This is a genomic window from Pseudanabaena sp. PCC 9330 (assembly GCF_055795045.1).
The window spans coordinates 20,629-47,389 of record NZ_JAYFES010000117.1 but is presented as its reverse complement, the minus strand read 5'-3'; the positions used below and the strand labels follow the sequence as shown (position 1 = coordinate 47,389).

Annotated in this window: 25 protein-coding genes and 1 tRNA gene; 12 read left to right on the top strand and 14 right to left on the bottom strand. The window is 58.3% G+C overall.

Features of this window, described 5'->3' with window-relative positions:
• Window positions 1–292: 292 nt before the first annotated feature.
• Window positions 293–2,191 (top strand): diguanylate cyclase domain-containing protein, encoded by a 1,899-nt coding sequence (locus AC0QKW_RS22405; protein ID WP_473153327.1) that lies wholly within the window; start codon window positions 293–295, stop codon window positions 2,189–2,191.
• On the opposite strand, the gene AC0QKW_RS22400 is transcribed toward AC0QKW_RS22405, so the two are convergent.
• Window positions 2,188–5,760: an EAL domain-containing protein gene (locus AC0QKW_RS22400; protein ID WP_473153326.1), complete on the bottom strand. Its 3,573-nt coding sequence runs from the start codon at window positions 5,758–5,760 to the stop codon at window positions 2,188–2,190. The genes AC0QKW_RS22405 and AC0QKW_RS22400 overlap by 4 nt on opposite strands.
• Window positions 5,761–6,061: 301 nt before the next feature.
• On the opposite strand from AC0QKW_RS22400, the gene arsS reads away from it, so the two are divergent.
• Complete coding sequence (gene arsS, locus AC0QKW_RS22395; protein ID WP_473153325.1) at window positions 6,062–7,066, top strand: arsenosugar biosynthesis radical SAM (seleno)protein ArsS; 1,005 nt, start codon at window positions 6,062–6,064, stop codon at window positions 7,064–7,066.
• Window positions 7,067–7,173: 107 nt separating this feature from the next.
• Here the strand turns inward: arsS and AC0QKW_RS22390 are convergent, their stop codons facing one another.
• Window positions 7,174–7,854, bottom strand: coding sequence for a riboflavin synthase (locus tag AC0QKW_RS22390; RefSeq protein ID WP_473153324.1), 681 nt, complete (start codon window positions 7,852–7,854; stop codon window positions 7,174–7,176).
• Between the two features lie 334 nt (window positions 7,855–8,188).
• Between AC0QKW_RS22390 and AC0QKW_RS22385 the strand changes: the two genes are divergently transcribed.
• The 7 genes from AC0QKW_RS22385 (at window position 8,189) to AC0QKW_RS22355 (ending at window position 14,525) form a co-directional block, all read left to right on the top strand.
• On the top strand, window positions 8,189–8,713 hold the full coding sequence (locus AC0QKW_RS22385) for a bifunctional nuclease family protein (protein WP_473153323.1): 525 nt from the start codon (window positions 8,189–8,191) through the stop codon (window positions 8,711–8,713).
• 6 nt (window positions 8,714–8,719) lie between these two features.
• Entirely contained in the window at window positions 8,720–9,847 is a 1,128-nt protein-coding gene (locus AC0QKW_RS22380) for an aldo/keto reductase (RefSeq protein WP_473153322.1), read from the top strand.
• Window positions 9,848–9,963: 116 nt separating this feature from the next.
• Window positions 9,964–11,112 (top strand): pyridoxal-phosphate-dependent aminotransferase family protein, encoded by a 1,149-nt coding sequence (locus AC0QKW_RS22375; RefSeq protein WP_473153321.1) that lies wholly within the window; start codon window positions 9,964–9,966, stop codon window positions 11,110–11,112.
• A gap of 237 nt (window positions 11,113–11,349) precedes the next feature.
• Entirely contained in the window at window positions 11,350–11,667 is a 318-nt protein-coding gene (gene clpS / locus AC0QKW_RS22370) for an ATP-dependent Clp protease adapter ClpS (RefSeq protein WP_473153320.1), read from the top strand.
• Window positions 11,668–11,694: 27 nt separating this feature from the next.
• Window positions 11,695–11,994 (top strand): DUF2103 domain-containing protein, encoded by a 300-nt coding sequence (locus AC0QKW_RS22365; protein ID WP_473153319.1) that lies wholly within the window; start codon window positions 11,695–11,697, stop codon window positions 11,992–11,994.
• Entirely contained in the window at window positions 11,991–13,181 is a 1,191-nt protein-coding gene (locus AC0QKW_RS22360) for a tRNA (guanine-N1)-methyltransferase (protein WP_473153318.1), read from the top strand. Before AC0QKW_RS22365 ends, AC0QKW_RS22360 begins: the two co-directional genes overlap by 4 nt.
• A gap of 63 nt (window positions 13,182–13,244) precedes the next feature.
• Window positions 13,245–14,525, top strand: a complete 1,281-nt coding sequence (locus tag AC0QKW_RS22355; protein ID WP_473153317.1) for a serpin family protein — start codon at window positions 13,245–13,247, stop codon at window positions 14,523–14,525.
• A gap of 23 nt (window positions 14,526–14,548) precedes the next feature.
• Here the strand turns inward: AC0QKW_RS22355 and AC0QKW_RS22350 are convergent, their stop codons facing one another.
• The 3 genes from AC0QKW_RS22350 to AC0QKW_RS22340 all read right to left on the bottom strand — a co-directional run bounded on the left by AC0QKW_RS22350 (window position 14,549) and on the right by AC0QKW_RS22340 (window position 16,925).
• Entirely contained in the window at window positions 14,549–15,862 is a 1,314-nt protein-coding gene (locus tag AC0QKW_RS22350; RefSeq protein ID WP_473153316.1) for a hypothetical protein, read from the bottom strand.
• 223 nt (window positions 15,863–16,085) lie between these two features.
• Complete coding sequence (locus AC0QKW_RS22345) at window positions 16,086–16,508, bottom strand: CAAD domain-containing protein (RefSeq protein WP_473153315.1); 423 nt, start codon at window positions 16,506–16,508, stop codon at window positions 16,086–16,088.
• 240 nt (window positions 16,509–16,748) lie between these two features.
• The gene (locus AC0QKW_RS22340) at window positions 16,749–16,925 is read right to left on the bottom strand and encodes a hypothetical protein (protein ID WP_473153314.1); all 177 of its coding nucleotides are present in this window, start codon (window positions 16,923–16,925) and stop codon (window positions 16,749–16,751) included.
• 65 nt (window positions 16,926–16,990) lie between these two features.
• On the opposite strand from AC0QKW_RS22340, the gene hflX reads away from it, so the two are divergent.
• Window positions 16,991–18,676, top strand: coding sequence for a GTPase HflX (gene hflX, locus AC0QKW_RS22335; protein WP_473153659.1), 1,686 nt, complete (start codon window positions 16,991–16,993; stop codon window positions 18,674–18,676).
• Window positions 18,677–18,889: 213 nt separating this feature from the next.
• Here hflX and AC0QKW_RS22330 read toward each other — a convergent pair whose 3' ends face one another.
• The 8 genes from AC0QKW_RS22330 to rpmI all read right to left on the bottom strand — a co-directional run bounded on the left by AC0QKW_RS22330 (window position 18,890) and on the right by rpmI (window position 23,812).
• Window positions 18,890–19,834, bottom strand: a complete 945-nt coding sequence (locus AC0QKW_RS22330; RefSeq protein WP_473153313.1) for a DUF1517 domain-containing protein — start codon at window positions 19,832–19,834, stop codon at window positions 18,890–18,892.
• A 127-nt stretch (window positions 19,835–19,961) separates the two neighbouring features.
• Window positions 19,962–20,186, bottom strand: coding sequence for a sulfur carrier protein ThiS (gene thiS / locus AC0QKW_RS22325; protein ID WP_473153312.1), 225 nt, complete (start codon window positions 20,184–20,186; stop codon window positions 19,962–19,964).
• On the bottom strand, window positions 20,186–21,271 hold the full coding sequence (locus AC0QKW_RS22320; RefSeq protein WP_473153311.1) for a thiamine phosphate synthase: 1,086 nt from the start codon (window positions 21,269–21,271) through the stop codon (window positions 20,186–20,188). Before AC0QKW_RS22320 ends, thiS begins: the two co-directional genes overlap by 1 nt.
• A 58-nt stretch (window positions 21,272–21,329) precedes the next feature.
• Window positions 21,330–21,491, bottom strand: a complete 162-nt coding sequence (locus tag AC0QKW_RS22315) for a hypothetical protein (protein WP_473153310.1) — start codon at window positions 21,489–21,491, stop codon at window positions 21,330–21,332.
• Window positions 21,492–21,736: 245 nt separating this feature from the next.
• Window positions 21,737–22,273: a tetratricopeptide repeat protein gene (locus AC0QKW_RS22310; RefSeq protein WP_473153309.1), complete on the bottom strand. Its 537-nt coding sequence runs from the start codon at window positions 22,271–22,273 to the stop codon at window positions 21,737–21,739.
• 43 nt (window positions 22,274–22,316) lie between these two features.
• Window positions 22,317–23,084 (bottom strand): transporter substrate-binding domain-containing protein, encoded by a 768-nt coding sequence (locus tag AC0QKW_RS22305; protein ID WP_473153308.1) that lies wholly within the window; start codon window positions 23,082–23,084, stop codon window positions 22,317–22,319.
• Window positions 23,085–23,124: 40 nt separating this feature from the next.
• Window positions 23,125–23,475: a 50S ribosomal protein L20 gene (gene rplT, locus AC0QKW_RS22300; protein WP_473153307.1), complete on the bottom strand. Its 351-nt coding sequence runs from the start codon at window positions 23,473–23,475 to the stop codon at window positions 23,125–23,127.
• Between the two features lie 139 nt (window positions 23,476–23,614).
• Entirely contained in the window at window positions 23,615–23,812 is a 198-nt protein-coding gene (rpmI, locus tag AC0QKW_RS22295; RefSeq protein ID WP_473153306.1) for a 50S ribosomal protein L35, read from the bottom strand.
• A 259-nt stretch (window positions 23,813–24,071) separates the two neighbouring features.
• On the opposite strand from rpmI, the gene AC0QKW_RS22290 reads away from it, so the two are divergent.
• A tRNA-Asn gene (locus AC0QKW_RS22290) sits at window positions 24,072–24,143 on the top strand.
• 537 nt (window positions 24,144–24,680) lie between these two features.
• Window positions 24,681–25,403, top strand: coding sequence for a response regulator transcription factor (locus AC0QKW_RS22285; protein WP_473153305.1), 723 nt, complete (start codon window positions 24,681–24,683; stop codon window positions 25,401–25,403).
• A gap of 249 nt (window positions 25,404–25,652) precedes the next feature.
• On the opposite strand, the gene map is transcribed toward AC0QKW_RS22285, so the two are convergent.
• Window positions 25,653–26,459 carry a type I methionyl aminopeptidase gene (gene map, locus AC0QKW_RS22280; RefSeq protein WP_473153304.1) on the bottom strand — a complete coding sequence of 269 codons (807 nt, stop codon included), beginning with the start codon at window positions 26,457–26,459 and terminating at the stop codon, window positions 25,653–25,655.
• Window positions 26,460–26,761 lie beyond the last annotated feature (302 nt).

Sequence of the window (26,761 nt, the reverse complement as noted above, 5' to 3'; positions counted from 1 at the left end):
TCTCATCCCTTCAAAAGCCCAAACGATCGGAGAAAACTATTGGCCCCTAATTCTATTGGCCCCTAATTCCCGTAAAGTTACGCAACCTTTCTGCGCCCAGGATTGTTAAGTCCACCTCAATGTATGGCCAAACTAGCCCCGATTCGGGAACTCTAAGCGCCCCAGGGTTCAATACTGGTATAACCAGTACTACTCCTAGAGGTAGGGCTGTCGCCGTTGTAGACCGATAACCGCAACGGCGCAGCAATGTCCCATGGTTACAAGTACCAACTCCCTTCTGAGCGCCTGAGCTGTGCTTGACAATGACCTGGCAAAACCTGTTCCAGCCGCCGCTGTGATCGATCTATCGCCCCTGACGGTGAAGGTAGATGACACGCTGCAACAGGTGTTGTCTGCCATGGCAAATGCCGCTAAAACTTACGCCTTAGTTAACCGGGGCGGCACCCTGGTTGGCATCTTTAACTACGAGAATGCCGCCCAAGCCGCTGGTAACCAGGTCGACTTTAGCCAAACCCCCGCCGAGAAGTGGATGACCCCCCTCGCCCAGCTACAAGCCCTAGGCACTCCCCTGGCTTGGCCCTTAGTGTTTGGCGACCCGCACCCCGATCAGCCCTTCCAGCCTATCGTTGACCAAGCCCACCACTGGCTGGGGCTGCTAAGCCATGGAGAGTTTTATACCCTGGCTGCCGCCCCTGGACAGATCAACGGCTACACCGCAGAGCTGACGGCCTGTCACTACACTGCGGCCCTGTTTCAGCAACAGCAAGAGCGACTAGCCTTGGCCATAGAAGGAGCCCAAATGGGCACCTGGGACTGGGATCTCTCCCAGGGCGTAATCGTTATCTCTGAAGGGCAAGAACGGCTGCTGGGGCTGGCCCCCGGCGAATTTGACGGCAGCTACGACAGCCTGTTTACCTATCTGCACGCCGATGACCAGGCCACGGTAAACCAGGCCCTACAGCACGCCATTCGCCACGGGCAGCGCTACGAGATTGAGTTTCGCGTGTGCTATCAAGGCGATCGCACCCGCTGGCTGTCGGCCCGAGGCCAGGTGTTTGATCACGGTCAGCCACCGCCTCGGCTGGCCGGTGTCACCCTCGACATCACTCGCCAAAAGCGAGCCGAAGCCGAAATTAAGCTCCAGTTCCAGCGGGAGCGACTGGTGGCCGAAATCGCCCAGCGCATTCGCCATCTGCTCGATCTCGACAGCATTTTGGCCCAGACCGTGAGCTCAGTGAAAGAGTTTATTGAGGCTGACCGGGTCATTGTCATCCAGTGCGGCCCCGACATGGGCGGCGAGGTGATTCAAGAAGCCTGCTCTCCCGACTACCCCAGTATGCTGGGCTGGACATTGCGCGATCCTTGGTCAGTGAGCGAAACCTTTCTCAGCCACTATCGGGCCGGGCGGGGGCTGGCAGTTGAAGACATCTACGCCCAAAACCTGCCCCCTAGCCACCTGGGGTTTTTAGAATATTTTCAAATCCAGGCGGAGATTGTGGTGCCTCTGCTAAAGGACAATACTCTATGGGGGTTGCTGATTACCCATCAGTGCCGATCGCCCCGAGCTTGGCGGACTTCAGATGTGCGGCTGTTGCAGAGTCTGTCCACCCAGGTGGGCATTGCCATTCAGCAGGCCAAGCTACACCAAGACCTCACCCTAGCCAACCAGCGGCTCAGGAAAATGGCCTACCTCGACGGTCTCACCCGTGTGGCCAACCGTCGCCGTTTTGAGCAACACCTCGATCAAGAATGGCGCCGCATGAGTCGAGAACAGGGGCCATTGGCTGTGATCATGGCCGACATCGACTGCTTCAAGGGGTTTAACGATCGCTACGGCCACCAGGCGGGCGACAACTGTCTACAGTTAGTGGCCCGTACTTTGAGCCGAGCCGCCAAACGCCCCGGCGACTTGGTGGCCCGCTACGGTGGCGAAGAATTTGTCATTGTCTTACCCAATACCGATCTCAAAGGAGCCGAGGCAGTCGCCGAGGAAATCCGCCTGCTGGTGCGCAGCCATCGCATTCCCCACGCTGGGTCTACGGTGGCCAAAGTGGTGACCATGAGCCTGGGGGTAGCCAGCATGACCCCCAGTGGCCTAGAGGGCAGCCCTGCGGCGCTGGTAAAACTGGCAGACAATGCTCTCTACAAGGCCAAAGACGAGGGGCGTGACCAAGTCAGGCTAGCTCCCTAAACGGCATCATTGTGGCAGGCCTGAGCCAGCAAATGTCTGGCCGCATCTGCGTCTAGGGGCCGAGAGAACAGGTATCCCTGGCCCAGGCTATAACCCAGCTGACGCAGATAGTCGCGCTGGTAGTCGGTCTCTACGCCCTCGGCAATGGTGGCCAAGCCTAGCTCGTTACTCAGAGCCATGATGGTAGCGACAATGGGGTGGTTGGGCAGGCCCGCCTGGGCCTGGGCCACGAAAGATTGATCGACCTTGAGGTAGTTGACCGGCAGCCGATGCAGATAGCTCAGGGATGAATAACCAGTGCCAAAATCGTCAATGCTAATCTGTACGCCGCGAGTTTGAATTTGCGCCAGCAACTCAATGGTGGCCTCAATATCGTCAATCAGCATGCTCTCAGTAATTTCTAGAATGAGACAAGGGCCAGGCAGGGTGCTGTTGGCTAACACCCGATCGAGGGTGGTGAGCAAATCGGGCTGGCGCAGATCTTGGGCTGACAGGTTGACACTGATGGTCAACGGCCCCAGGGCAGGGAACTGACGCTGCCAATGGGCCATCTGCTGGCAGGCGGTGGTCATGGCCCAGTAGTCGAGCCGACTGATCAGCCCCAGTTCTTCAGCTAGGGGGATAAAGTCACAAGGGGGCACAGTGCCCCGGCTGGGATGTTGCCAGCGGGTCAGGGCTTCAAAACCCACCACGGCACCATTGTCTAGGGCGACAATGGGCTGGTAGTGCAGCAGCATATTGCCCTGGGCGATCGCCCGCCGCAGATCACTTTCTAAATGCAGCCGGGTCACGGCCTGAATGTGCATCTGGGCGTCAAAAATTTCGTACCGGGCCTTGCCCCTGGCCTTGGCCCGGTACATGGCAATGTCGGCATCGCGCAGCAGGTGCTCGGCCTGTCCGTAGCTCCGGTGGCCCAGCACCACGCCAATGCTGGCAGTGGCATATATTTCGCGCCCGGCCACGGTGAAGGGAGCCACCAGGGCAGCAAAAATCCGCTCGGCCTGGGCGATGGCGGCCTCAGCCTGATTGGTGGTCTGGTCGAGCTGGCGCATCAGCACCACAAACTCGTCTCCGCCCAGGCGCGCCGCCAGGTCGCCCAGTCTCAGGGTGGCTTTGAGCCTGGCCGCAATCTCGATCAGCAGCTGGTCGCCCGCCAGATGCCCCAGGCTGTCGTTGATCACCTTGAAGCGATCGAGATCGAGAAACAGCACCCCAAAGCAATAGCTGGGGTCGGATTGAGAGCGAGCAATGGCTTGGCCAAGGCAAGCCATCAGGCGGTGGCGGTTGGGCAGTCCGGTGAGGACGTCGTGCAGGGCATCGTGCTCTAGCTGCTGTTGGGTGCGGACCCGGTCGGTGACATTGCGGGAGGTGGTCTGGAGCTGCACCACTTGCCCAACCCCATTGACAATGGCTCGGATCAGGGTCTCAAACCACAGGTAGTGGCCCCGGCTGTGGCGAACTCGGTAGGTGACGGGGTTGGCCTTGTCGCCAGCGACGGCGATCGCCACCTCAGCCCAGAGGCGATCGCCATCGTCAGGGTGGACAAACTGATCTAGGGGCTGTCCCCGCATGGCTTCGTAGTGATAGCCCAGCAGCGCATAGCAGGAGGGGCTGGCGTAGAGGTACTCACCCTGACGACTGTGGAGACAGACCAGATCGTTGGTGTTTTCGGCCAGCAGCCGATAGCGGGCTTCGCTTTCTCGCAGGGCGGCTTCGGCCTGCTTTTGGCAGCTGATGTCGGTGACGAAGCCCTCTAGGTAGAGCAAAATGCCGTTGCTGTCGTAGGTGCCCTGGCCCCGCTCCCAGACCCACTTTTCTGCGCCAGCCTTGGTGATCAGGCGGTATTCGCACTCGTAGGGCCGCCGATTAGCCAACCCCTGCTGTACCTGTTCCCAAACCCGCTCACCATCGTCGGGGTGAATCTCTTGCCCACAGGAGATGGTGCGGCTGACCAGATACTCCTCAACGGCATAGCCGGTAATCGCCTCTACCCCCTGGCTGATGAAGTCGGGGGTGTAGTTTGGGTCGTTGCGCACCCGGTAGACGTAGCCGGGCAGGTTGTCGATCAGGGTGGCAAGCTTGCGCTCGCTGGCGGCAAGGGCGGCTTCTGCCTGCTTGCGATCGCTAATGTCGATGATCAACCCATCCCAGACCACGTCACCGTTGGGCTGGGCCGTGGGGCGGGCGACGACCTGGAGCCATTTCACCACCCCGGCTGGAATGATCGCCCGGTACTCAACCCGCCAGGTCTCTAGGGTGCGACAAGAAACCTCCATAGTCTGCCGCAGGTGGGCAATGTCGTCGGGGTGAATCAGGTCCCACACCACGCTGGTATCGATGAGCGCCCCGTCGGGCTCAAAACCGTAGACGTCGCGAAACCCAGAGCTGATATAGACAAATTGGTCACTGCCGTCAGGCCGCAAACGATAGCCATAGAGCACTCCAGGGACGTTGTCCGCCAGACTCTGGAAGCGAATTTCGCTAGTCTGAAGCGCGATCTGGGCTTTTCTGCGATCGGTAACATCAAGAATGAGGGTGTCCCACAGGGTGCCACCGTCGGCCTCACGGATGGCCTGGCCGCTGGCTTCAAGCCACTTTTCTAGCCCTGAAGGAGTGGTAATGCGCCAGGCGAAGTGCCAAGGGGTGAGGGCTTGGGCCGAGGCCAGCACAGAAGCGTACATGGCGGGCCGGTCATCGGAGTGCACCATGGCCCACAAAATGCTGGCATCGGCTACCACAGCCTCTGGTTCTACCTCCCACAGACGGGTGCAGCCAGGGCTCATGTAGAGTACGCTGTCGGTGCCGTCGAGATTGAGCCGGTAGCGAAAAATTGCCCCCGGCAGATTGGCCGCCACCGCCTGCCAGCGGGCCTGGCTTTCTTTGAGAGCGGCCTCGACCCGGTGGCGTTCGCCTAGCTCAAGCTGCACCTGACGGTAGAGGTGAGCTTGCTGAATCGCCACTTCAAGCTGGTGGGCGATCGCCTGGGCCAGCTCGATCTGGTCGCGGCTCCAGCGATGGGGCCGCTGGGTCGCCACCATCGAAAAGCTGCCCCAGATCTGCCCCTCCACCGCGATCGGAGTCAGCAACCAGGCCCCTGGTGTAGTCTCAGCAACGGAGCGGTTGACCTCATGTTCAACGGCGTTGGTATCGTCTAAAAACACCGTCTCTAGACGGCGGAGCTGCGCCGAGAACGGGTTGCCCGCGTCGGCGATCTGAAACCCGATGGTAGGAGGCAAACTGGGGTCATGGCGGTACTCAGCTACGGTACACCACAGCTCGGTCTCAGCCATGTACTGCGAGACATAGCAGTCGAGGGGGGCCATCAGCTGGGCCGCTTCGGCGGTGGCGGTGGCAAAAACAGTCTCAAGATCGAGGGAATTGCGAATCGCCTGGACAACCCGATTCAAGGCTTTTTCTCGCTGAATCTGAGCCTGGAGCGCCAGGATATCTGGATCAGTTCCCGCATTTGCAGCCAGCAGCGACCTGACCAGAGACTGAATGCTGGTCGGGGTGTTGCCCCACTCCTCTGGGGAAATAGACTGGGGTAATCCGGCGGGAAGAGAGTCCATAGCCGCAGCTAAAGCGTTAGTGTCAAGTCTACCCACTGGCTTTGCCAAGACCAATGGCATTCTGGGCTAGGCCTAGATCTCAGGATATTTTCAGGTCGATGGGGTTTAATAAATTTTATCTAAGCCCAGGGGTAGAGTTATGCCGAGGGAAAAACCACAGCCCCCTATCTAAACTCGCCCAGGCGGGACTTGATACCTTCAAAAGACTGCCCCGAGGTAATCTCTGAGCCCAAACCCAAGGGGCTGGGTCATCGTGTCCGGAAATCCTGTTAAATTGACGCTGTTTTATCGCCGTAGGCTCATGGTTCAGTCTCCCCCATCCCCAGTTCATCAGGTTACCCCCTTTGATCAGCGCCTTGGGCAGCCCCTCAGCAAGCTGCCGGTGACGGTGCTGCAAATTAACCTGGGTCGCAAGTGCAATCTGGCCTGCACCCACTGCCATGTAGAAGCTGGCCCCAAACGCACTGAAGAACTCTCGCCCCAGACCACTGACCAGCTGATTGAGCTGCTCCATCGGTTTCCACAAATTGCCACAGTCGATCTGACCGGCGGCGCACCGGAGATGAACTACGGCTTTCGGCCCCTGGTAGAGGCGGCTCGATCGCTGGGCAAGACAGTGATAGTGCGATCGAACCTGACGATTTTTTGGGTGCCGGGCTACGAAAATTTGCCTGAGTACTTTGCCCGTCACCAGCTCCAGGTGGTGGCCTCGCTACCCTGCTACCTCGAAGACAATGTCGACCAGCAGCGGGGAGCCGGGGTCTACGGTGACTCGATTCGCGGCTTGCAGCGTCTCAACCAGCTGGGCTACGGCCACAGCCCGGCGCTGAAGCTAGACCTGGTCTACAACCCGCCTGTGCCGCGCAGTGCCGAGTTTAGGCTGACCCCCAACCAGGCGGCACTCCAGCAAGACTATGCAGCCTATTTGCGATCGCACTTTGACATCACCTTTAACCAGCTCTATACCATCACTAACCTGCCCATTGGCAGAGTCAAGCATTCTCTGGAGGGTAAAGACCTCTACTGGCCCTACCTGCAATTTTTAGCCGACCACCACAACCCCGCCACCGTCGCCAACCTGATGTGCCGCCAGCAGCTCTCGGTTGACTACAAGGGCAACCTCTACGACTGCGACTTCAACCAAATGGAGGCCGTACCTAGCCGGTCTACCCACGGTCAGGTGCTGACCGTGGCCGATCTGCTCACAGCCAACTCCCTTGAGCTGATTGGAGCGGTGCAAACCCGTACCTACTGCTACGGCTGCACCGCTGGGGCTGGGTCGAGCTGCGGTGGGGCGCTGGCTTAGGGAATGGCCGTCAGGCTGACCTAGGGTTGCAGTTCACGACAGTACTGGACTCTGGTAAAAATCAAGGGGCAAAATCAGAGTCAGGGCGCTGGGGCGTCTCTAGGCGATCAATAGCCGTGTTCGGCCAGAAAGTCTAGCGATAGCCCATCTGATCGCCCCTCTGGCCGCCTGTCCCCTACGATCGCCTCCCCCCCAGCCACAAACTTCTCCACATATTTGCCCAGTACGTCACCCTCTAGGTTCACCGCCTGGCCGGGGCGCAGGTATTGCAGCGTGGTCTCGCGGTAGGTCACCGGAATCACCGCCACGGCAAACCAGTTGCCGCTGGGGCTACAGTCGGCCACCGTCAGGCTGATGCCATTGACCGCAATGCTGCCCTTGGGCACGATATAGCGAGCCACCCGGCGATCGCCCACGGTAAAGCTCAGCCGCCACGAATCTGCGGTGGCCGTCGCGGCTTCTAGATGCCCCTGCCCGTCAATGTGCCCGGTAACAAAGTGACCGCCAATTTTGCTGCCCACCCGCAGCGACGACTCTAGGTTGACCCGGCTGCCGTCGGCCAGCTGGCCCAGACTGGTGCGATCGACCGTTTCGGGTGATACCGCCGCCACAAAGCCATCGGGCAAAATCGTCTCCACCGTTAGGCAAATGCCGTCTACGGCAATGCTATCCCCCAGCTCAACGGGGTTAAAGGCGGCGGGGGCAGCACTGGCCCCCCAGCGAATGTAGACCTGAGTGTCGCCCTTGTGAAATAGGGTGCCCTGGGCCTGAATGAGTCCGGTGAACATGGCTGACCTGAAGAATTTTTAGCCTGCCCTCAGACCCCAGGGGCGCGATCGCATCCTGAACATTTTTTGGGGTTCTCCAGGGCGCGAGCCGGGCATACTGAGAGCAATACGTTTTTTCTTTGTTTTTTTCTTTAGAGTATCTCGAATTCGATCAGACCACAGATAAGCTTAGATAGGCTCCAGAAGCCTGTTTTGCCGCCGCCAACGGACGGTTTCCCTCCCCAGCTGCCCCATAGTCCAGTATTCAATCATCCCAGTACACTAGAGATATCGTTTTCAGATCTTTAGGTAACGCTAGAGCACGCCAGTCAAATGGATCTAAGAGGCCAGACCAATGATTGAAATGAGAGTCGCTGGGATTGCCCTCGATGCCATGTCGCGAACTCCGGTGATCTTACTGCGCGATACGACCGATCGCCGTCAAGTACCGATCTACATCAGCAAAGAGCAGGCCAACTCTATCATTGCGGTGCTCGAAAACCAGCCCGCGCCCCGCCCCCTCACCCACGATCTATTTGTCAACCTGATCGACGAGTGGGATATGACCCTTGAGCGGGTAGTCATTCACTCCCTGCAAGACAACACCTTCTTTGCCCTGCTGACCATTTCTAAGGGCGAGATTCGCCGGGAGCTAGACTCTCGGCCCAGCGATGCGATCGCCATTGCCCTCCGCCTCGACGCCCCGATCTGGGTGATGGAAGAGGTCATCGCCGAGGCCTCTCTCCCCGTCGACACCGACGCCGACGCCGCCGAAACCCAGGCTTTCCAAGCGTTTTTGGCCAACATCAACCCTTCCGACTTCATCCATCGGGGTAAGTCTTCCACCAGCAACGACACCCTAGAAAGTTCAGATTCCTGACGGAGCATGCACTACCGTCGCTTTGGCCGCACAAATCTCAACCTCTCGGTGCTCTCCCTCGGCACCATGCGCGCCCTAGGGTCTGAAGAAAACTTTAGCCACACTCTGAATGCCGGGCTAGCGCTGGGCATCAACCACATCGAGACCGCCCAGGGCTACGGTGCCAGTGAGCAGTGGCTGGGCAATTTTCTCAAGCAGACCGACCGACCTGAGCCGCTCATCATCACCACCAAAATTACCCCCCAGCCCGACGCCGCCACCATGGCCGATCGGCTAGAGCAATCCTTCAGTCACCTGGGTCTCGATTACCTCCCCTGCCTCGCTATCCACGGGGTGAATACGCCAGAGCATCTGGCCTGGGTGAGCGACCCCTCGGGCTGTATGGCGGCGGTGCGGCAATTTCAGCAGGCTGGCCGCATTGGCCATGTGGGCTTCTCAACCCACGGCAGTCGGGCGGTGATCGAGGGGGCGATCGCCACTGACCAGTTCGACTTCGTCAACCTGCACTACTACTACTTTTTCCAACACCACGCCCCAGTGATCGATCTGGCGACCGAGCGGGACATGGGTATTTTTATCATCTCTCCCGGCGACAAGGGGGGTATGCTCTACAGCCCGCCAGCCCAGCTAGAGGCTCTCTGCGCCCCCTTCACGCCGCTAGCACTTACCTACCGCTGGCTGCTCAGCGATCCGCGTCTTACCACCCTCAGCACCGGCCCCGCCACCCCCACAGAGCTTGCTCCCCTCACCACCCTCGCCCACCAGACCCACCCCCTCACCCCTGACGAAACCACCGCCCTCGATCGCCTCTCAAACCATGCCGCTGCTACCCTTGGCCTCGATCGCTGTGCCCAGTGCTACGCCTGCCTGCCCTGCCCCGAGGCCATCCACATTCCTGAGGTGCTGCGCCTGCGCAATCTGGCCGTTGCCTACGATATGCAGCCCTTTGGCACCTACCGCTACCGCATGTTTGAGCAGGCGGGCCACTGGTTTCCGGGCCGCAAAGCCAATCGCTGCACCGACTGCGGCGACTGCCTGCCCCGCTGCCCCGAAAATCTAGACATTCCCGCCCTGCTGCGAGATACCCACAATCGCCTCCAGGGGCCAGCCCGCCGCCGCCTCTGGGACGATTAACATCCTGAGTACCACCCTAAGTTTTGGGCAATAGACCAAAAAAAATCAACAGGCTCTGCCCTTGTTGATAAGCTGGAGGTTTGTTCCTTCAGTTGCAGAGTTGGGTAGTAGCAGGCATGGAAAACAAGTTGATGCTGATGATTCCGGGGCCGACCCCCGTGCCAGAGCAGGTGTTGTTGGCCATGGCCAAGCACCCCATGGGCCACCGCAGCGGCGAGTTTAGCGCCCTGATGGGCGAGGTCACCGAAAACCTCAAATGGCTGCACCAGACCCAAAACGACGTGCTGGTGCTGGCGGCCAGCGGCACCGGGGCGATGGAAGCCGGCATCATCAACTTTCTCAGCGCCGGCGACCGAGTGCTGGTGGGCAACAACGGCAAGTTTGGCGAACGCTGGGGCGAGTTGGCCCGCGCCTACGGCCTCAACACCCAGGAAATTGTCGCTGACTGGGGCAAGCCGCTAAACCCCGACGACTTTAAGGCGGCGCTAGAGGCCGACACCGCTAAAGAGATCAAGGCGGTGATCATCACTCACAGCGAGACCTCCACCGGGGTGCTCAACGATTTAGAAACCATCAACCGCTACGTTAAAGCCCACGGGGCGCTGATCATTGTCGATGCCGTGACGAGCCTGGGGGCTTGCTCTGTACCTGTGGATGAGTGGGGTCTAGATGTGGTGGCATCCGGTTCCCAAAAGGGCTATATGATTCCGCCGGGGCTGGCCTTTGTCAGCGTCAGCGCCAAAGCCTGGGAGGCCTACGAGACCGCCACGCTGCCCAAGTTTTACCTCGACCTCAAGCCCTACAGCAAGGGCGCGGCCAAAAATACAACTCCATTTACGCCACCGGTGAACCTGTTCTTTGCCCTGCATGCTGCCCTGCAAATGATGCAGCGAGAGGGGCTAGAGGCGATTTTTGCCCGCCACGATCGCCAGAAACGAGCCACTCGCGCCGCCATGGCCGCCCTCAACCTGCCCCTGTACGGCGCTGACGACTGCGCCAGCCCGGCAATTACCGCCGTCATGCCCCAGGGGGTAGACGCCGAGCAAATTCGATCGGTGATGAAAAAGCAGTTTGACATCGCTCTGGCCGGTGGCCAAGACCACCTCAAGGGCAAGATCTTTCGCATCGGCCACCTGGGCTTTGTGAGCGATCGCGATGTGCTGACCGCCGTGGCTGCGATCGAAGCCTCGCTGACGAAGCTGGGCTACGACCAGTTCACTCCGGGGTCGGGGGTTGCAGCGGCGGGCCAGATTCTGCTGGCCTAGGCTATATCAACCCAATCGATACCAAGTCCATGGGTTTGGTATTGGTTTCGGGTCGGCAGTAGAGTTAACCCCGTGGGTGGCAGCCCACGGGGTTTTGTCGTTACCAAGATCGCTCTGGGGCCAATCAGCAGAAAACCCCATCACAGCTTGGGAAGGGCCACAGAATTCGATACACTAGTGAAATTAAAATCTGATTTCGAGAACACTAGCAGGACAATACTTTCAGGATTCAGCCCTATGACTCCGGTTTTGCCCCAAGCGGTTTCTTCAGCCCCGACCATCGCCCCCGAGAAAACCCGCCAAACCACCCGCCAACCCTACCCCAACTACAAAATCATCGTTCTCGACGACGATTTCAATACCTTTCAACATGTAGCCGAATGTCTGATGAAGTACATTCCGGGGATGGGCAGCGATCGCGCCTGGGAGCTGACTAACCAGGTACACCACGATGGTCAGGCAATCGTCTGGGTTGGCCCCCTAGAGCAGGCCGAGCTGTACCACACCCAGCTCACCCGCGCCGGTTTGACCATGGCCCCCTTAGAAAAAGCCTAATTTCATAACCTCCTCCTACAACTACCCATGACACAAGCCTCGGACGGTCGCCTAGTCTGGAACCACTCCACCCATTTACCTGGGCTGATTCCCATCCTCGAACGGCTTTTAGAACAACCGGGCATTGGCACCGTTACCCCAGGGGTAATCGCAAATGTGAGAGCCCACTCCCCAGCGCTGCGGGTCAAGGTGTCGGTGCCTATTCGCGGTGGCTTTAAGCTGATCGCCCGCAAAGGCAAGACCGTGCAGGAGGTGTTTGTCCTCACCGAACTCGACAAAGTTGCCCTCGAAGGGGCGATCGCTAAGGCCATTGAGGCCGCCCGGTGATACCCGGCCCATCCCAGAATTCGCCATGCCAGAACACGGTATTTCATAGTTCAGCGCCCCAGGGCACGCCCCCTTCTGACGCACCCCTTGTACAGGAAGGCCAGGCCACCTTTGCCGTCGGAGGGGCCTTTTACCGATCTAAAAGTGCGATCGCCCGAGATCTGGCGGTACTGGCTGCCGCCGTCTATCGGCAGCGCCACGGCCATCTGCGGGTGCTCGACGCCATGACCGGCTGCGGCGTACGGCCCCTGCGCTACGGGCTAGAGGCCGGGGCCGACTTTGTCTGGGCCAACGAGGGCAACCCTGACCTGGCCGATGTGCTGCGGGCCAATCTAGCGGCTTTGCCCGACGGCACCTACCGCCTCACCCAAGGAGATGCCAACCAGGTGTTCTTCTCCTGCTATCAGGGGCGAGACTTTTACGATTTGGTCGATATTGACAACTTTGGTAGCCCGGCCCCCCACGTCGAAAACGGCCTGTGGGCCACGCGGATTGGGGGTATGCTCTACCTCACCAGCACCGATGGGCGATCGACCGGTGGCCACGACCCAGAGCGCAGTCTGCGCACCTACGGGGCCTGGGCGCGATCGCACCCCGCCGTCCATGAGCAGGGGCTGCGGCTGATGATTGGTCACGCGGCCCAGACGGCAGCGGCCCGGGGGCTGGGCATCGAGCCAGTCTTCTCGCTGTTTACAGGACAGGTGCATCGGGTCATGGTGCGGCTGGTGAACAAGCCCACGCTAAACGCCAGCAACTATGGATTTCTAGGCTACTGCCACGGCTGCGGCCATTTTCAAACGGTGGCATGGCGACAGTTGGGCCGGGTGAGGTGCCCCTGCGGAACGCAGGATGCCCCAGTGGTGAGCGGGCCCATGTGGCTGGGGGCGCTGCACGACAGGACAACTCTGACGGCCATGGGGCAGCTGGCTGAAAGCTGGGGCTGGCAGGCCCAGGGACGGCTACTGACAATCATGGCTACCGAGATTGACCTGCCGCCCTACTACTACCCCCTGGGGGAGATTGGCCGCCGGGGGCAAATCGATATTCCCAACCGCGATCGCCTCATCGAGGCGCTGCAAACCCAGGGCCATCGAGCGGCAGTGCCCTCCATAGATCCTCAGGGGGTCAAGACCGACGCGGCGTTTTGCGATTGCGTGAGCCTTGCCAGGCAGTTTCCATTCCGGTAACCGCTCTATCTGCGCCGTACCCCTATGCCAAGGTAGGTACAGCGTTAATCAATAACCGTTGTTATGAAACACCTATGGATGGCCTGGGCCGCGTTGTCTGGCGGTCTGGCAGCTCTGGCAATAGGCTGTGCCCAGATCCAGGCTCAGCCCCCCCTTGCCCCTACACCGACGCCCTACGGCAGTCAGCCCTCCACCCGTTTGACCCAGGCCCCTACCGTGACTAGAGACCTTGTCCAGGCTCATTTAGACTTTGGCTTTGCCCTATTTGACCAACTGCGGCAAGCGTCGCCCAACGAAAACGTGCTAATGTCGCCGACCAGTGTGGCTCTGGCCCTAGCCATGGCCTACAACGGTGCCGGGGGTGAGACTCAGACGGCGATCGCAAATACCCTAAAGCTCCAAGGCCTAGACATTGATCAGCTCAATGCAGGCAACCAGGCGCTAACCGAGTATTTGACCCAGATTGACCCCGAGGTGGCCCTGGCGATCGCCAACTCCCTGTGGGTCAACGACCAGCTGCCGGTGCGCGACGACTACATCCAGCGCATGGCGGCTAGCTACGGGGCCGAGGTGGCGGCCCTCGACTTTAGCTTGCCCACCGCCGCCGATCGCATCAATCGCTGGGTGAAAGAGCACACCCGCGATCGCATTCCCACCATCGTGGATGACCTGCCCGCCGGCCAGCTCTTAGTGCTGGTGAATGCGGTGTACTTTAAGGGGTCTTGGAGCGAGGCTTTTAAACCGGCTTTCACCGTCGATCGCCCCTTTACCCTAGCCAGCGGCGAGACCATTCAGCATCCCCTGATGGCTCAAAATGGCGACTACCTATATCTCGAAACCGACCAGTTTCAGGCGGTGAGTCTGCCCTACGGCAGCGGTGCGCTCAGTTTTGAGGTGATTTTGCCCAAGTCTGGTGCGGATCTGTCCACCGTGGCAGCCCAGCTCGATGCCGACACCTGGCAGGGCTGGATGAATCAAATGCGATCGCGCCCCGGCAGCATTCAGCTGCCTAAATTTCAGTTTGAGTACGAGGCCAACCTGATCCCAGCGCTGAAAGCCCTGGGCATGGGCATTGCCTTTGAGCCTGGCCTGGCCGATTTCTCCGGCCTGAGCGAGATCGAGGCTTTCATCAACCAGGTGCGCCACAAAACCTTCATCGAGGTCAATGAAGAAGGAACCGAAGCCGCTGCCAGCACCGCGATCGGCATCATGCCCACCTCCATCGCGATGCCGCCAGAAGACTCGTTTGAAATGGTGGTAGATCGGCCTTTTGTAGCTGCCATTCGCGATCGCAATACCGGCGCGCTGCTGTTTGTGGGGGCGATCGTCGATCCACGTCCGTAGGGGCACTGCATGCAATACCCCTACTACGATCCGCCTCGCTGCTCCAACAGCCGCTGCCACTCAGCGTCGATCTTGTCCTTCTGGGCAATCTCCTGCTCGGTCAGATCGGTCTCAGTGGTGTAGGCCAGGTCGTCGGTACCGAGCACCGTTTGGGCGGTGAGGGTCTGGGCAAAGGCCAGCTTTTCGCGCTGGTCGTCGGTGAGCTGTTTGAGCGCCTCGGCCCGCTGTTCGCGATCGGCGTTACGAGCTGCGATTTGGCTATTTTGTCGCTGCACCCAAAAGTAGCGCACCAGGGGAACGACCAAGAATGCCGCCCCGTAGCCCAGCAGCACCCAAAAAATAGAGCTGACAAAGACCACCAGGCTACCCGCCTGGGCCACCAGGCCTGGGTCTTGCAGCATGCTGCGAAGCACCAATGCCCCAATCAGGTTGGCGCTGCCCAAGCCAATGGCCCCCATAATTTGACCAGAGGTTGCCTGGCTAAATTTGCGGGGCAGCTCCTGCAAAAAGCGGGGCGGGGTAATTTTGCGCTGGGCCTTGGCCGTCACCTGTAGCTCAGGAAACTGATAGACAATACCGCCTTGGGGGCTAACCTGGGGCAGACCGTTAAAACGGCTCAGCACTGGCACCATAAAGTCTTCGAGGTCTTTGTCCCACCCCTGACCTAGATCGCCCAAGAAGGGGGTAATTTGCTCAGCCACCACGGCACCATCGTTTGCCTGAATGACTTGGGCAACGCTCTGCCAACGGCGATCGTCGAGATCGGCGTTGGGGTCGCCGTCGCCAAACAAGAACGAAAACACCGCTTCGAGAAAGTTCATCTCTGAGGGCGTGCGGGGCTGCACCCGGCGACGACCCGGCGGCTCAAACATACGAAACGGGCTCGGGCCAATCCACATGCGAGGTAAAAAGATCATGCCGCCACCGCCGTCGCGGCGGCGATCGTCGCCCTGCTGATTGGCGCTGCTGGCGGCCACTGCTAGGAGGGTAATTGCCACTACGATCAGCACTAGCGACAAAATTAGCAGCACGCCAAAGGAAATGCGGATCAGGTAAAACAGCACCCGCCACACCTTTTCCCAATTGCTCTGCAATCGCAGCCGCCAAGACTGGCTCCACAGCACTGCCTGAAGATTTTTGGGAAAGACGTAGGCGATCTCCCCCGACTCAGACACCTGGAGGTGAGCTTGGGCGGCAGTGGCTAGATCTAGAACCCCTCGCTGGGCTTCTAATAGCGGCAGACCAGCCTCGGCGGCGACATCTCCCACAGTGACCCGATGGCCCAGGCGCTCAACGGCCTGGGTGATAGTTTTTGTCTGCGCTACAGTTTGCGCCATAGATGTAATAACCCCCTGGACTCTAACGACCACGCTAAATCAAGCGACCGGCTATGTTACCAGTATAGGAAGCGAGATTGGCAGCCACAGGGGGCGGTTACCGTACCGGGAGAGAATAATCTTAGATCATTGAACCCGCTGCCCGTCGGGCAGCGGGTTCAATGGCCTCAGCCAGGCTGAGACCAACCGCTAAAATCCAAAATCTCTAAGCCAAAACTTCCCGCTAGCCTTTACCCAAAACCTGGTCACGAATAGCGGCAATATCGCCCAGCAATTCTTGCCGGTTCTCGGCTTTGAGCAGGTAGCGATAGAGGAACCAACCACTGTAGATTAAGCCGATTAGCTCAAAGGTAGGAGCCAGCAGCGGAAAGTCGTTAATCGCACTGAGTAGAGCCAGTACTAGCTTGACTGCAATAATAGCGGCGACAATCAGCCCTACGGTGACGATAGGGCGGCGGTACTGCTTAAAGAACTCGGTGACGTAGTCGGGCAGGTTACCCAGTAGGCCAGAGACTTTTTCCCACACCTGTTTGACCTGGCGGCTAGTTTCCTCACCCAGGGCATCAGCGGCAGATTCTGATGCGTCTACATCGAGCACCGGCTTCTCAAGATCTGTATAGGCATCTGACTGAAATTCTGTACTCATGACGGATTATCCCAAGGGCTTGGTTAAGGGCTAATGGATATCAAGTCCAGTTCGGGAAATATAGCTTTCCCACGGGCACAACTCCACATCTGAACTTGGCTCAGAGTTAAACTCGAAATAAGAATACACCCAATCTTCATTGAGTGTTAGGAGATTTATAAACCGAATTCAGCCGTGGATCACTTTTTGCTGGGCAGCTAGAACGGGCATCGCCCGCGATCGCGGCGCTAGAGGGGCGGTCTATTCGCCCGACAGACCTTCTAGAGAGTCTAAATACTTGTAAAGCTGACGGCGATCGACTACAAACTCTGGGTCTGGTACAGAGCTACGCCCTCGGCTGCGGGCTGGGCATGACCAACGCAAAAGACTACCTTGACGGCGATCGCCCGCAGGATCATTAGAATATTGAAGGGTCATTGACGCTCTCACTTCGGCCCAATTACTATGGCATATTCCACTGTACCCAGGAGTTAACTAGCCCTATCGAAACGGTCTACGGCAATCTCAAGGGCCTCAAGCCCAGCCAGCTCAAGCAGTTGCAGCGCCTCTATCACCAGCGTCTGCCTGGAGACTGCGTCGTCACCCCTGAATTTGCCCAGCGCCTAGCGGCGGTGAGCACCGATCTCGATAGCCCGGTGTGCGCCTACGTCAACCGCCGTGGCCAAGTTATTCGCGTCGGAGTGGGCAGTCTACGACAGACCCAAATTCCACCCCAGGAGCTGCCGCGCTACGGGGCCGAGCGCCTCAGCGGCATTCGCTGCCTTGCTACCCAGTTTGAACCCGACCCTCCCGGCGAGGCCATTCTCACCACCATGGCCCTGCAGCGGCTAGATGTGTTGGTGGGGCTGGCGCTGACGGGCACCGGCTTTACCCGCCGGGGCGGCGGTGCCACAGGCTACATCGCCGGAGCCTATGTGGCCCATCTGGTGCCCCACCCCGAGCAGCGCTGGACTGTGTCTGGCCTTCTCAGCCTAGAGGACTTGGCTGAGCAAGACTTTGTCGCCCTGGCCGAAGGTATTGAGGCAGAGTTTAGCCGCGCCTACACCAGCCGACAGGTGGAGGACGATCGCGATCGCGTTCTGGTTGTCGGTCTGTTTACCAACAACCAGACCATGGCCCACTTTGAGCAGCGTCTAGCGGAGCTAGAGCGTCTGGTAGACAGTGCTGGCGGCGAAGTGCTCGACACCCTCTACCAAAAGCGGGCTCGGCCCCACCCCCAAACCGTGCTGGGGGCGGGCAAGGTGCAGGAGGTGGCCCTGGCCGCCCAGACCGTAGGGGCCAATCTAGTCGTATTCGATCGCGATCTATCGCCTACCCAGGTGCGCAACCTGGAGAGCCTGACGGGCATTCGCGTAGTCGATCGCACAGAGCTAATTCTCGATATTTTTGCCCAGCGGGCCAAGAGCGGAGCGGGCAAGCTACAGGTCGAGCTGGCCCAGCTTGAGTATCAAATGCCCCGCCTGCGGGGGCAGGGCCAGGCCATGTCGCGCCTGGGGGGTGGCATCGGTACCCGAGGGCCGGGGGAAACCAAGCTGGAGACCGAGCGCCGTGCCATTCAGCGTCGCATTAATAAACTCCAGCAGGAGGTCAATCAGCTTCAGGCTCACCGGGCGCGCCTGCGCCACCGCCGCCAGGACGACAATCTACCCTCCATCGCCGTGGTGGGCTACACCAACGCGGGCAAATCGACCCTGGTGAATACCCTGACTAACTCCGATGTCTATGCCGCTGACCAGCTATTCGCCACCCTCGACCCCACCACCCGCCGTCTGTCTATTACCGACCCCCAAACCCACGAGGCCACCCAGCTGGTGCTCACCGACACTGTAGGGTTCATCGAAGAGCTGCCCGCCTCTCTGATGGATGCCTTTCGCGCCACCCTAGAGGAGGTCACCGAGGCCGACGCTTTGATCCACGTCGTAGATGTGTCGCACCCCGCCTGGCCAGACCAGATCCACTGGGTGACGCAGATTCTCAAGCAAATGCCCATCGTGCCGGGGCCGATGCTGCTGGTGTTTAACAAGAGCGATCGCATTAGCAGTGCAGACCTGGCGATCGCCCAAGACGAATACCCCAACGCGCTATTTGTCTCTGCCACCGAGCGGCTAGGGCTAGAAACCCTGCGATCGCGATTGCTGCAACTGATCGACTACGCGGTGACGGTCTAAAGTCTCCCCAAGCCTCCGAGACCGAGTCGAGATTCAAAGCCCTGACTTTAGCTCAGAACAACACCGTCCCCTCCCGTGGAGGAGTGCCCGGAAGGCGGAACGGGTCAAACGGCTGCTGTGGCGCGATGTCCCTAAACCAGAACTCCCGGCAGGCGTCCCTGATTAGAGATGCCCACCGGGAGTGATGACTACCCTACTAGCCAAATCAGCGGCTTAGATCAGCTTCAGCTCCGGATAGTTAGCAACCAGCTCATCAGCACTCAGGGTTTCTCCAGACTGTTGAGGAGTCCACAGCACCTCTACTGCCAACAGATTTTCGCTAGAGACAGCCCCAATCTGGCTCAAAGCCTGGCGTAGATCAGCCGTAGCGTAGATATCAGGCAGGTCTAGTTTGCCCTGAGTAGCCACCACCACAGTCGCAAGAATGTATTCTCCAGGAGCCTGGTCACCATTGCCCGGCAGCATGGCTTTGGGCTCTGCTTGGGTAATTTGGTTGTTGACGTTAGAGAGAGTTTCAGCGCTAAATCGGCTGCGGGCCGAGAGGGTGTAGCGGTTAAACTCTTGCTCAGCGCTGAGTAGGCGAGTCTGCTTATCTTCACTAGCGGCGTAGGCCCAGTAGTCGGGGTGGCGCAGCAGAGACAGAGTAGTCTCTTGCAGCAGCTTAGCCAGCCCCTCAGAGGTGCCAGTGTCAGCGGTGGTGGCCAGACGGTTGAGGTCATCTTGCAGCTCTCGGGCCTGGGCCAAAAGCCCCACCTGCAGCTTGGCTACAGCCACCGGTGGGTTGCTGCTGCCAGCGGGGGCTGCATAGCCGTCGTCAGAGGTGGCCCCGCGCAGACCGCGCACCACCACATTGGCAATAGCGATAAAAACCAGCAGGCCAAACAACCCGCCAAAGCCGCCCCCAATGCCAATAAACGGAAACAGAAAGGGAAAACCAAAGCCACCGCCAGGATAGTAACCACCCCCGCCACCAGGGGCGTAGGTGCGGGGGGCAGGGCTCATGCGGGGGGCAGGCGCACGGAAGCTGCCGCCGCCGATGCGACCACCGGCAGCAGCCCAGGCCCCATCGGCGTTGCCAAAGACTAAAACCAAAGCTAAGACCAAGACCATCAGAGGCTTGATCAGGGGCTTCAGGCGTTGAAGGAGTTGTTTAACCATCGGGTAAAAACGAAGTCTTAACGTGAATTGCTGTGTCTCTAATTTAACGCGAAGCGCTAGAACTACTGGGGCTGACCTCAACAAATTAACGGGGGAAACCCGTACTCTGGGCACTAGATACTACTCGCTAGCCACCGCCGACGATAGTGACAATCTCAAGCCGGTCATCGGGGCGCAGACGGGTAGTTTCCCACAGCTGCCGATGGAGAATTTCACCGTTGTACTCTACGGCTACCAGGCGTGGGTTGAGCCCGAGGGCGCTGAGAAAGTCTGGCAGCAGGGTACTGGTTTTACAGGGCTGCGACTCGCCATTGACCAGAACGTAGAAGGTGTCGATGGTGGGATCAAGCATTAGCCTATCGGGGTTGCAACGGTGTGAAATGTGTGGCGATGGTTAGTTTGGGCTGCAAAGTATTGAGCTATCAGAATAGGGTTTTCGGCATCGATAATGGCTCGCACCACGGCTACTCGCTCGGCCCCAGCCTCGAGCACCTCGCTGAGATTGTCGGTGTTGATGCCACCGATCGCATACCACGGTACGGTGGCATACTCGGCAGCATAGCGCACGTAGTCTAGCCCGGCGGCAGCTTTGCCCGGCTTGGTGGGGGTGGCAAAGACTGGCCCAACGCCGATGTAGTCAGCGCCCTCGGCGATCGCCTGCTCCATCTCATCGGGGTTGGTGGTGGAGCGGCCAATGATACGCTGACTACCCAGTAGCTGGCGGGCCGTAGCAATGGGTAGGTCAGTCTGCCCCAGGTGCACCCCGTCAGCCTCGACCGCCAGGGCAATATCGACGCGATCGTTGACCAAAAACAGCGCCCCGTAGCGGTGACAGAGATCCTGTAGCTGCTGGGCCAGCTCTAGCCGCAGGTGATCGTCAGTGTCTTTATCGCGGTACTGAACCAGGGCGATCCCCCCTTGGAGAGCAGCCTCTACTACCGGCAGCAGGCGATCGCTGGGGGAGGTGACCAGGTAGGTCAATCCCTGGCGCAGCCGCTGCAATCGGTGCCCCCCAAGAATTTCACTCTCTAACGTGTAGACCTGGTAGCGCATTGATTTGGCTCCTGCCGCCAGGTCACTGCGGTAGAGCTTGCCGTACTCCTCTAAAACCCGCAGAGCCTCTTGAACGCGACAAAAGTTGGCCTGGAGCACTGCGGTTACGCTAGTGCGCTCGGCCTCCTGAGGATGGGTGATCACCGTCCCAGGGTCGCCAGGGGTGTCGCGGCACAGCCGCAGCTCAGCGGCGTGCCACTGAGCCAAGGTTTGGCGCAGATGTTTGAGTTGTTCTGTGTGAGCTGGATGATTGAGGCCAAAGCGACACCATTCTTCAATGATGCGCAACCCTTCGCGGGCCCGGTCTAGGTTGGCATCTAGAATACGGTAGACAGCCGCATCAGCACGACTGGGCAGCGCTGGCGACCCCGACAACTCCGACATGACAATGGCTCAGCAGAGAACTTTCACATCCTAACAGGACAGGCGATACCAGCGGCGACTACTGCTGCCGCTGCAAAATCTCTTGAATTTCCTGCAGGGCTGGGTCAGATTGCCAAGTCTCAAAAGCTTTCCAGCCCACTAGGCCAACCAACCCTAGGGCAGCGATCGCCGTCAGCGACGATAAAACGCGAGCAATAGACGAACCGTAATAAAGGCGCATAAACCACTCCCTGGAAACAACAACAGGTCGAAAGAGGTAGATTCACCGGTGAGAATTGCGGAACTCAAAGCAATTTCTGGACGATAGTTTTCCCTATGGTGGGCAGCTCCTGTCCTAAAGCGGCTACGGTCGCTAGGTTGAGCCGGTATCTTCTTCTTAGAAATTCCTTGAGATGACCCTACTTTCTATATACCCCAAGGGATGCGATTTGCGATCAGGGGGCAAAAAAATATGGGGATAGCCGACTAGCGATCGCTAGGAGCCAGACGCTTTTTAAGAGAATCAGCGCGACGACGGGCCGTATTATTGCTGGGTTCCAGTTCGAGGGCGGCGGCGTACATATCTAACGCCTGAGCGGTCAGCTGCTTGCGCTCATAGCTGTGACCTAGATTGTTGAGCGCAGTGACGTACTCAGGAGAAATCTTGAGCGCCTCTTTGTAGTTGCGAATGGCCAGATCGTACTGTTCTTGGGCAAAGTATGAGTAGCCCAGGGCGTTGTAGACCACAGCAGCATTTTCAGTTTCATCGTTACCAATCTGCTTGAGCGCCTGCTGCAGATAGAGGGCCGCCTGGGTATAGAGCTTTTTATCGAGCAGCAGGCTACCCAGTTCGTAGTATTCCTGGGCGGTGCCCTTTTCTTTGGTCAGCCTCGACTGGAGTCGACCCAAGGTGCTCTCAATGCGGCGGGTCTTGAGCACTTGGCGCACCACAAAAAAGGCGGCAACGCTCAGCAAGGCCAGCAGAATACCCAGATATACGAGGAGCAGGTTGCTGTTTTCCATCCGGTCTTTGTCCGCAGTTGAGATTTACTTTATATTGCCATGGCTAGGGCAACCCCCAGAGCGTAGCTCGATCTTCTAGCCAGCCGCTTTGGTGCCAGGCACTGACCGTCTGGCTGACTAAGCGGCGCAGATCGGTGTACTGGGTGCCCTTAGGCAAGGCGATCGCCAGAGGTTCTACCGACAGCACACTGGGCACGAAATGGTAGTTACTGTGGTCTTGCTGCCATCCGGTCAGCACCGTTACGTCGCCAGCGAAGCCGTCAATTTGACCGGTGCTGAGCTGACTAAACGCGCTCTGGTAACTATCTACCGGCGTCAGGCTAACCAGAGGCAGCAGATAGCGGACAACGGCCACAGCGCTAGACCCCTGCAAAATACCCAGTTTTGCCCGCTGGAGGTCTTGCAGACGCCGAAAGCGAGGATCGCGAACCAACACGCCAGTGCCGTCTAGATAGTAAGGAGGGCTAAAGTTTACCAGCCGCTGTCGTCCTGGGGTCAGGGTGATACCGGCGATCGCCACATCGGCGCGATCGTCTAGGACAGCGTCCAGTCGGTCATGGTTGGGCACCACAATCCATTCCACCGCGTCGGGGCGACCAAAAATCTCTGTGGCTAGCCCCTGGGCAATGTCGATTTCAAAACCTACTAAGCTGCCGTCGCCGTCGCGAAAGCTCAGTGGTCGCCACCCCTCGCGTACTGCCACTATAAGATGACCGCGATCGCGAATAGTGTCGAGATCAGCAGCAGAAACTGGGAGCACAGACAGCTGTACCCCCAGTGCTAAACCTAGCCCAAGCAAGCTCCATCGCATAGCGTTGTCGCGGAAGGTTTCCAACGACCTAGGCTACGCCCTAGGCCCGATTTGCGACTTCAACCACCTTCGCAAAGCCGCTGGGGTCAAGTACGGCCATCTGGGCCAGCATTTTGCGATTGATGTCAATGTTGGCCTTTTTAAGCTGACCAATCAGCTGGCTGTAGCTCAGACCATGCATACGGGAAGCCGCATTGATACGGGTAATCCACAGACGACGAAAGTCGCGCTTCCGGTTGCGGCGATCGCGATAGGCATACCGCAGGGCTTTCATAACCTGCTGATTAGCAGTACGAAACAGCTTAGAGTGAGAGCCTCTAAACCCTTTGGCCAGCTTGAGAATTTTGTTGCGGCGCTTGCGTGCTACGTTGCCGCGCTTGACACGTGCCATGACTACTAAACCTTTGGGACGATGGAGATTGAAACTGACATTACAGCGATCCTGGCTTTGAAGAGAAAAACTGCCTTCAGGCAAGCGTTTGACCCAGCACCAAGCCAAATAGATCTGCGGAGGAACCTACCGACTCACCCTAGAGATAGGGCAGCATCAATTCTACGTTTGGGGCATCTTCCTCGGCCACTACGGCAATCTTAGACAGCCGAGAGCGACGACCAGCATTCTTGTGCTGCAAGAGGTGATTTTTAAACGCCTTGCGACGCATAATTTTGCCGCTGCCACTGCGGCGAAAGCGCTTGGCAGCAGCTTTGCGAGACTTGAGCTTAGGCATAGTTACTAGATTTCGACACAGTCTTAAATCATATCACGGGTTCTCCAGTTCTTAGAATCAGCGCGGCTAAAATTCTCCAATCAAGGTCTTCTAAGCAGCCCCCGCCCCTTGTCCAGGACTCTGGCACCGCCGCCGCCAGCCATCTCCCCTTATGCCGCGCCGCCACCTCTCTGCATCCGTCCGTCGGATTCGGCAGGAAAAATATTTTTTGGGGTTGTCAAGATTGCACTCTTGTCGCTATTATAAGTTTTGCGCGTAATCCTCAGTAGCTCAGTGGTAGAGCGGTCGGCTGTTAACCGATTGGTCGTAGGTTCGAATCCTACCTGGGGAGTTTTTAGTTCTGAGATGCTTGATCAGCAGAGTTTTCCCAGAAGCTTTTGCTGGCGTTATGCCGAAGCTCTGCTGACGCATAAGAATTCTCCTATCCGTCAGGTGGAGCCCTACGGTCAGGTCGGCCACTGGCCCCTGAGGGTAAAACTGACGATTGGCTCAAATCTAGGTCAACCTGAGCGTTTTGTCTCTATCGCCTAAACGTAGTGGGTGCATGGCGTTGGCATAAGGCTGACAGTCAGCGCCACCTCCGAACCAAGGTTTTCAGAGAGCGATGGAGACTTGGTCAATGGCATTTCACGACCGACCAAAGCAGCGCCAAATCCAAAGAAAAGCTTAAGTCGAGCCGCAGCATATAGAATGCTGGAGAAACTGAAGCGGCTTGCTTATAATTTGCTGCAAAAGGTATTGTTCCGACATAGCTCTTTACATGAGGGTGTTACATTACTTGTAGCCCTGGGCTGCTATCCCCATGCCGACCGAGTTTAGGAACGACACAGCGTCAGGGTAATGTTTAGTTTGTGAAGTTTGAGTAGTAATGCCTCGTATTCTCGTCATTGATGATGATCCGGCGATCGCAGAACTTGTCTCTGTCAACTTAGAGATGGCGGGCTACGACGTAAACCAGGCGGGAGATGGTATTAAGGGGCAAGCCCTGGCGGTGCAGCTACTGCCTGACCTGATCATGCTCGACCTGATGTTGCCCAAGGTAGATGGCTTGACGGTGTGCCAGCGTCTTCGCCGCGATCGCCGCACCACAGAGATCCCCGTGCTCATGCTGACCGCTTTGAGTCAGACCCAGGACAAGGTCGATGGCTTTAATGCTGGTGCCGACGACTACTTGACCAAGCCCTTTGAGCTAGACGAGATGCTGGCCAGGGTGAGGGCTCTGCTCCGCCGTACCGATCGCATTCCTCAGGCGGCTAAGCACAGCGAAATTCTTAACTACGGCCCCCTGACATTAATCCCAGAGCGCTATGAGGCGATCTGGTTTGACCGCACCGTTAAGCTGACTCATCTGGAGTTTGAGCTGCTGCACTGTTTACTCCAGCGTCACGGGCAGACTGTCTCTCCGAGTCAGATACTGCAAGAGGTGTGGGGCTACGAGCCCAACGATGACATTGAGACCATTCGCGTCCACGTGCGTCACTTGCGCACTAAGCTAGAGCCAGACCCCCGGCATCCCAAGTTTATTAAGACGGTATACGGCGCTGGCTATTGTTTAGAGCTACCTGCCAGTGCCACCTCAGCGAGTAGCTAGGTACTGGAAATAAACTCAGAGCATTTCCCCAAAGCCAATCTCCGAGTCACAAGCCGTTCTACCGTAGGGGTGAACGGCTGTTTGACTAAGGCAGGAATGTGCTTTTTGGAAAAGTAGCCTAGTGTTGGTAGGCGGAGGTGCTCAACCATTGCTGCGCAGATGTCGTCAATACGGCAAAGTCAGAGACCTGAGCGCCGATAGATATATTCGCACTATCAGGGCATGGCAATGGCTAGACTAGCCGCGCCCCTAGGCCAGCACCTTGGCAGGAGATAGGGTTAGCACATCTACCCCGTCGCGGGTGACGGCGACGGTGTGCTCAAACTGGGCAGAGAGCTGTCGATCAACGGTAATAGCCGTCCAGCCATCGACCAAGATTTCAGCTTCGTAGCTGCCCACGTTGATCATGGGTTCGATGGTGAAAACCATACCAGGGCGCAGTTTTTTGCCTTTGCCCGGCTCGCCGTAGTGGGGAATCTGCGGTGCCGCATGAAATATGCGGTGCACCCCATGTCCGACAAAGTCACGCACCACCGAAAACCCTTCGCCCTCGGCGTATTCCTGAATAGCGGCCCCAATGTCGCCCACTCTGGCTCCGGGCTTCACCGCGCGAATGCCGCGCCACATGGCTTCTTCGGTCACTTCGACCAGGCGGCGGGCAAGGGGAGAAGGCTCGCCCACTAAAAAGGTGCGGCTGGTGTCACCGTGATAGCCGCCGAGTATGGGGGTAACGTCGATATTGATGATGTCGCCATCGCGCAAAACATCTTCACCGTTGGGAATGCCGTGGCAGATCACCTCATTAATGCTGGTGCAGATGGATCGGGGGAAGGGCATCACTGTGCCAGCGTAGCCTAGAGGGGCGCTTTTGGCCCCGTGCTGCTGGGTCCAGTCTTCGGCTAGGTCGTTGAGTTTTTGGGTGGTCACCCCAGGCTTGACAAAGGAGGTGAGGTAATCGAGCAGCTGAGCGGCGAGCTGGCAGGCTTTGCGCATCTGCTCTAGCTCGCGGCTAGAGAGCAGGGTGATAACTTCGGAGGGTTGTTTTTGTTCTTCCACGGTATGCGTCGGCTCGATGAGTGATTGAGAAATGCCCTGGACTTAGTTGCGATCGGCATTTCATCGACCGCAGGGCCTCTAGAAGGTAAAAACTCCTAAATGCGCCGTCAAAAATGCCACGCTGTTAGTATAACAATCGATCTTTCCCTGATTGCGGTGGTATGGCCATAGCTTTAGTTAGGGCAAACGCAGGCTCAGTAAGAAATTGCTCTGGCTACCACGATGCTTAACAAGTAAGGGCTGGCCTAAACCGCAGTACGCTAGGCTCGCCTATCGTACTCAATCGAGATGTCTAACCCTCG

Coding starts and splice junctions, on each gene's coding strand:
- AC0QKW_RS22400 (WP_473153326.1), bottom strand. CDS start 5,760: ATGGACTCTCTTCCCGCCGGATTACCCCAGTCTATTTCCCCAGAGGAG.
- arsS (WP_473153325.1), top strand. CDS start 6,062: ATGGTTCAGTCTCCCCCATCCCCAGTTCATCAGGTTACCCCCTTTGAT.
- AC0QKW_RS22390 (WP_473153324.1), bottom strand. CDS start 7,854: ATGTTCACCGGACTCATTCAGGCCCAGGGCACCCTATTTCACAAGGGC.
- AC0QKW_RS22385 (WP_473153323.1), top strand. CDS start 8,189: ATGATTGAAATGAGAGTCGCTGGGATTGCCCTCGATGCCATGTCGCGA.
- AC0QKW_RS22380 (WP_473153322.1), top strand. CDS start 8,720: ATGCACTACCGTCGCTTTGGCCGCACAAATCTCAACCTCTCGGTGCTC.
- AC0QKW_RS22375 (WP_473153321.1), top strand. CDS start 9,964: ATGGAAAACAAGTTGATGCTGATGATTCCGGGGCCGACCCCCGTGCCA.
- clpS (WP_473153320.1), top strand. CDS start 11,350: ATGACTCCGGTTTTGCCCCAAGCGGTTTCTTCAGCCCCGACCATCGCC.
- AC0QKW_RS22365 (WP_473153319.1), top strand. CDS start 11,695: ATGACACAAGCCTCGGACGGTCGCCTAGTCTGGAACCACTCCACCCAT.
- AC0QKW_RS22355 (WP_473153317.1), top strand. CDS start 13,245: ATGAAACACCTATGGATGGCCTGGGCCGCGTTGTCTGGCGGTCTGGCA.
- AC0QKW_RS22350 (WP_473153316.1), bottom strand. CDS start 15,862: ATGGCGCAAACTGTAGCGCAGACAAAAACTATCACCCAGGCCGTTGAG.
- AC0QKW_RS22345 (WP_473153315.1), bottom strand. CDS start 16,508: ATGAGTACAGAATTTCAGTCAGATGCCTATACAGATCTTGAGAAGCCG.
- AC0QKW_RS22340 (WP_473153314.1), bottom strand. CDS start 16,925: ATGACCCTTCAATATTCTAATGATCCTGCGGGCGATCGCCGTCAAGGT.
- AC0QKW_RS22330 (WP_473153313.1), bottom strand. CDS start 19,834: ATGGTTAAACAACTCCTTCAACGCCTGAAGCCCCTGATCAAGCCTCTG.
- thiS (WP_473153312.1), bottom strand. CDS start 20,186: ATGCTTGATCCCACCATCGACACCTTCTACGTTCTGGTCAATGGCGAG.
- AC0QKW_RS22320 (WP_473153311.1), bottom strand. CDS start 21,271: ATGTCGGAGTTGTCGGGGTCGCCAGCGCTGCCCAGTCGTGCTGATGCG.
- AC0QKW_RS22315 (WP_473153310.1), bottom strand. CDS start 21,491: ATGCGCCTTTATTACGGTTCGTCTATTGCTCGCGTTTTATCGTCGCTG.
- AC0QKW_RS22310 (WP_473153309.1), bottom strand. CDS start 22,273: ATGGAAAACAGCAACCTGCTCCTCGTATATCTGGGTATTCTGCTGGCC.
- AC0QKW_RS22305 (WP_473153308.1), bottom strand. CDS start 23,084: ATGCGATGGAGCTTGCTTGGGCTAGGTTTAGCACTGGGGGTACAGCTG.
- rplT (WP_473153307.1), bottom strand. CDS start 23,475: ATGGCACGTGTCAAGCGCGGCAACGTAGCACGCAAGCGCCGCAACAAA.
- rpmI (WP_473153306.1), bottom strand. CDS start 23,812: ATGCCTAAGCTCAAGTCTCGCAAAGCTGCTGCCAAGCGCTTTCGCCGC.
- AC0QKW_RS22285 (WP_473153305.1), top strand. CDS start 24,681: ATGCCTCGTATTCTCGTCATTGATGATGATCCGGCGATCGCAGAACTT.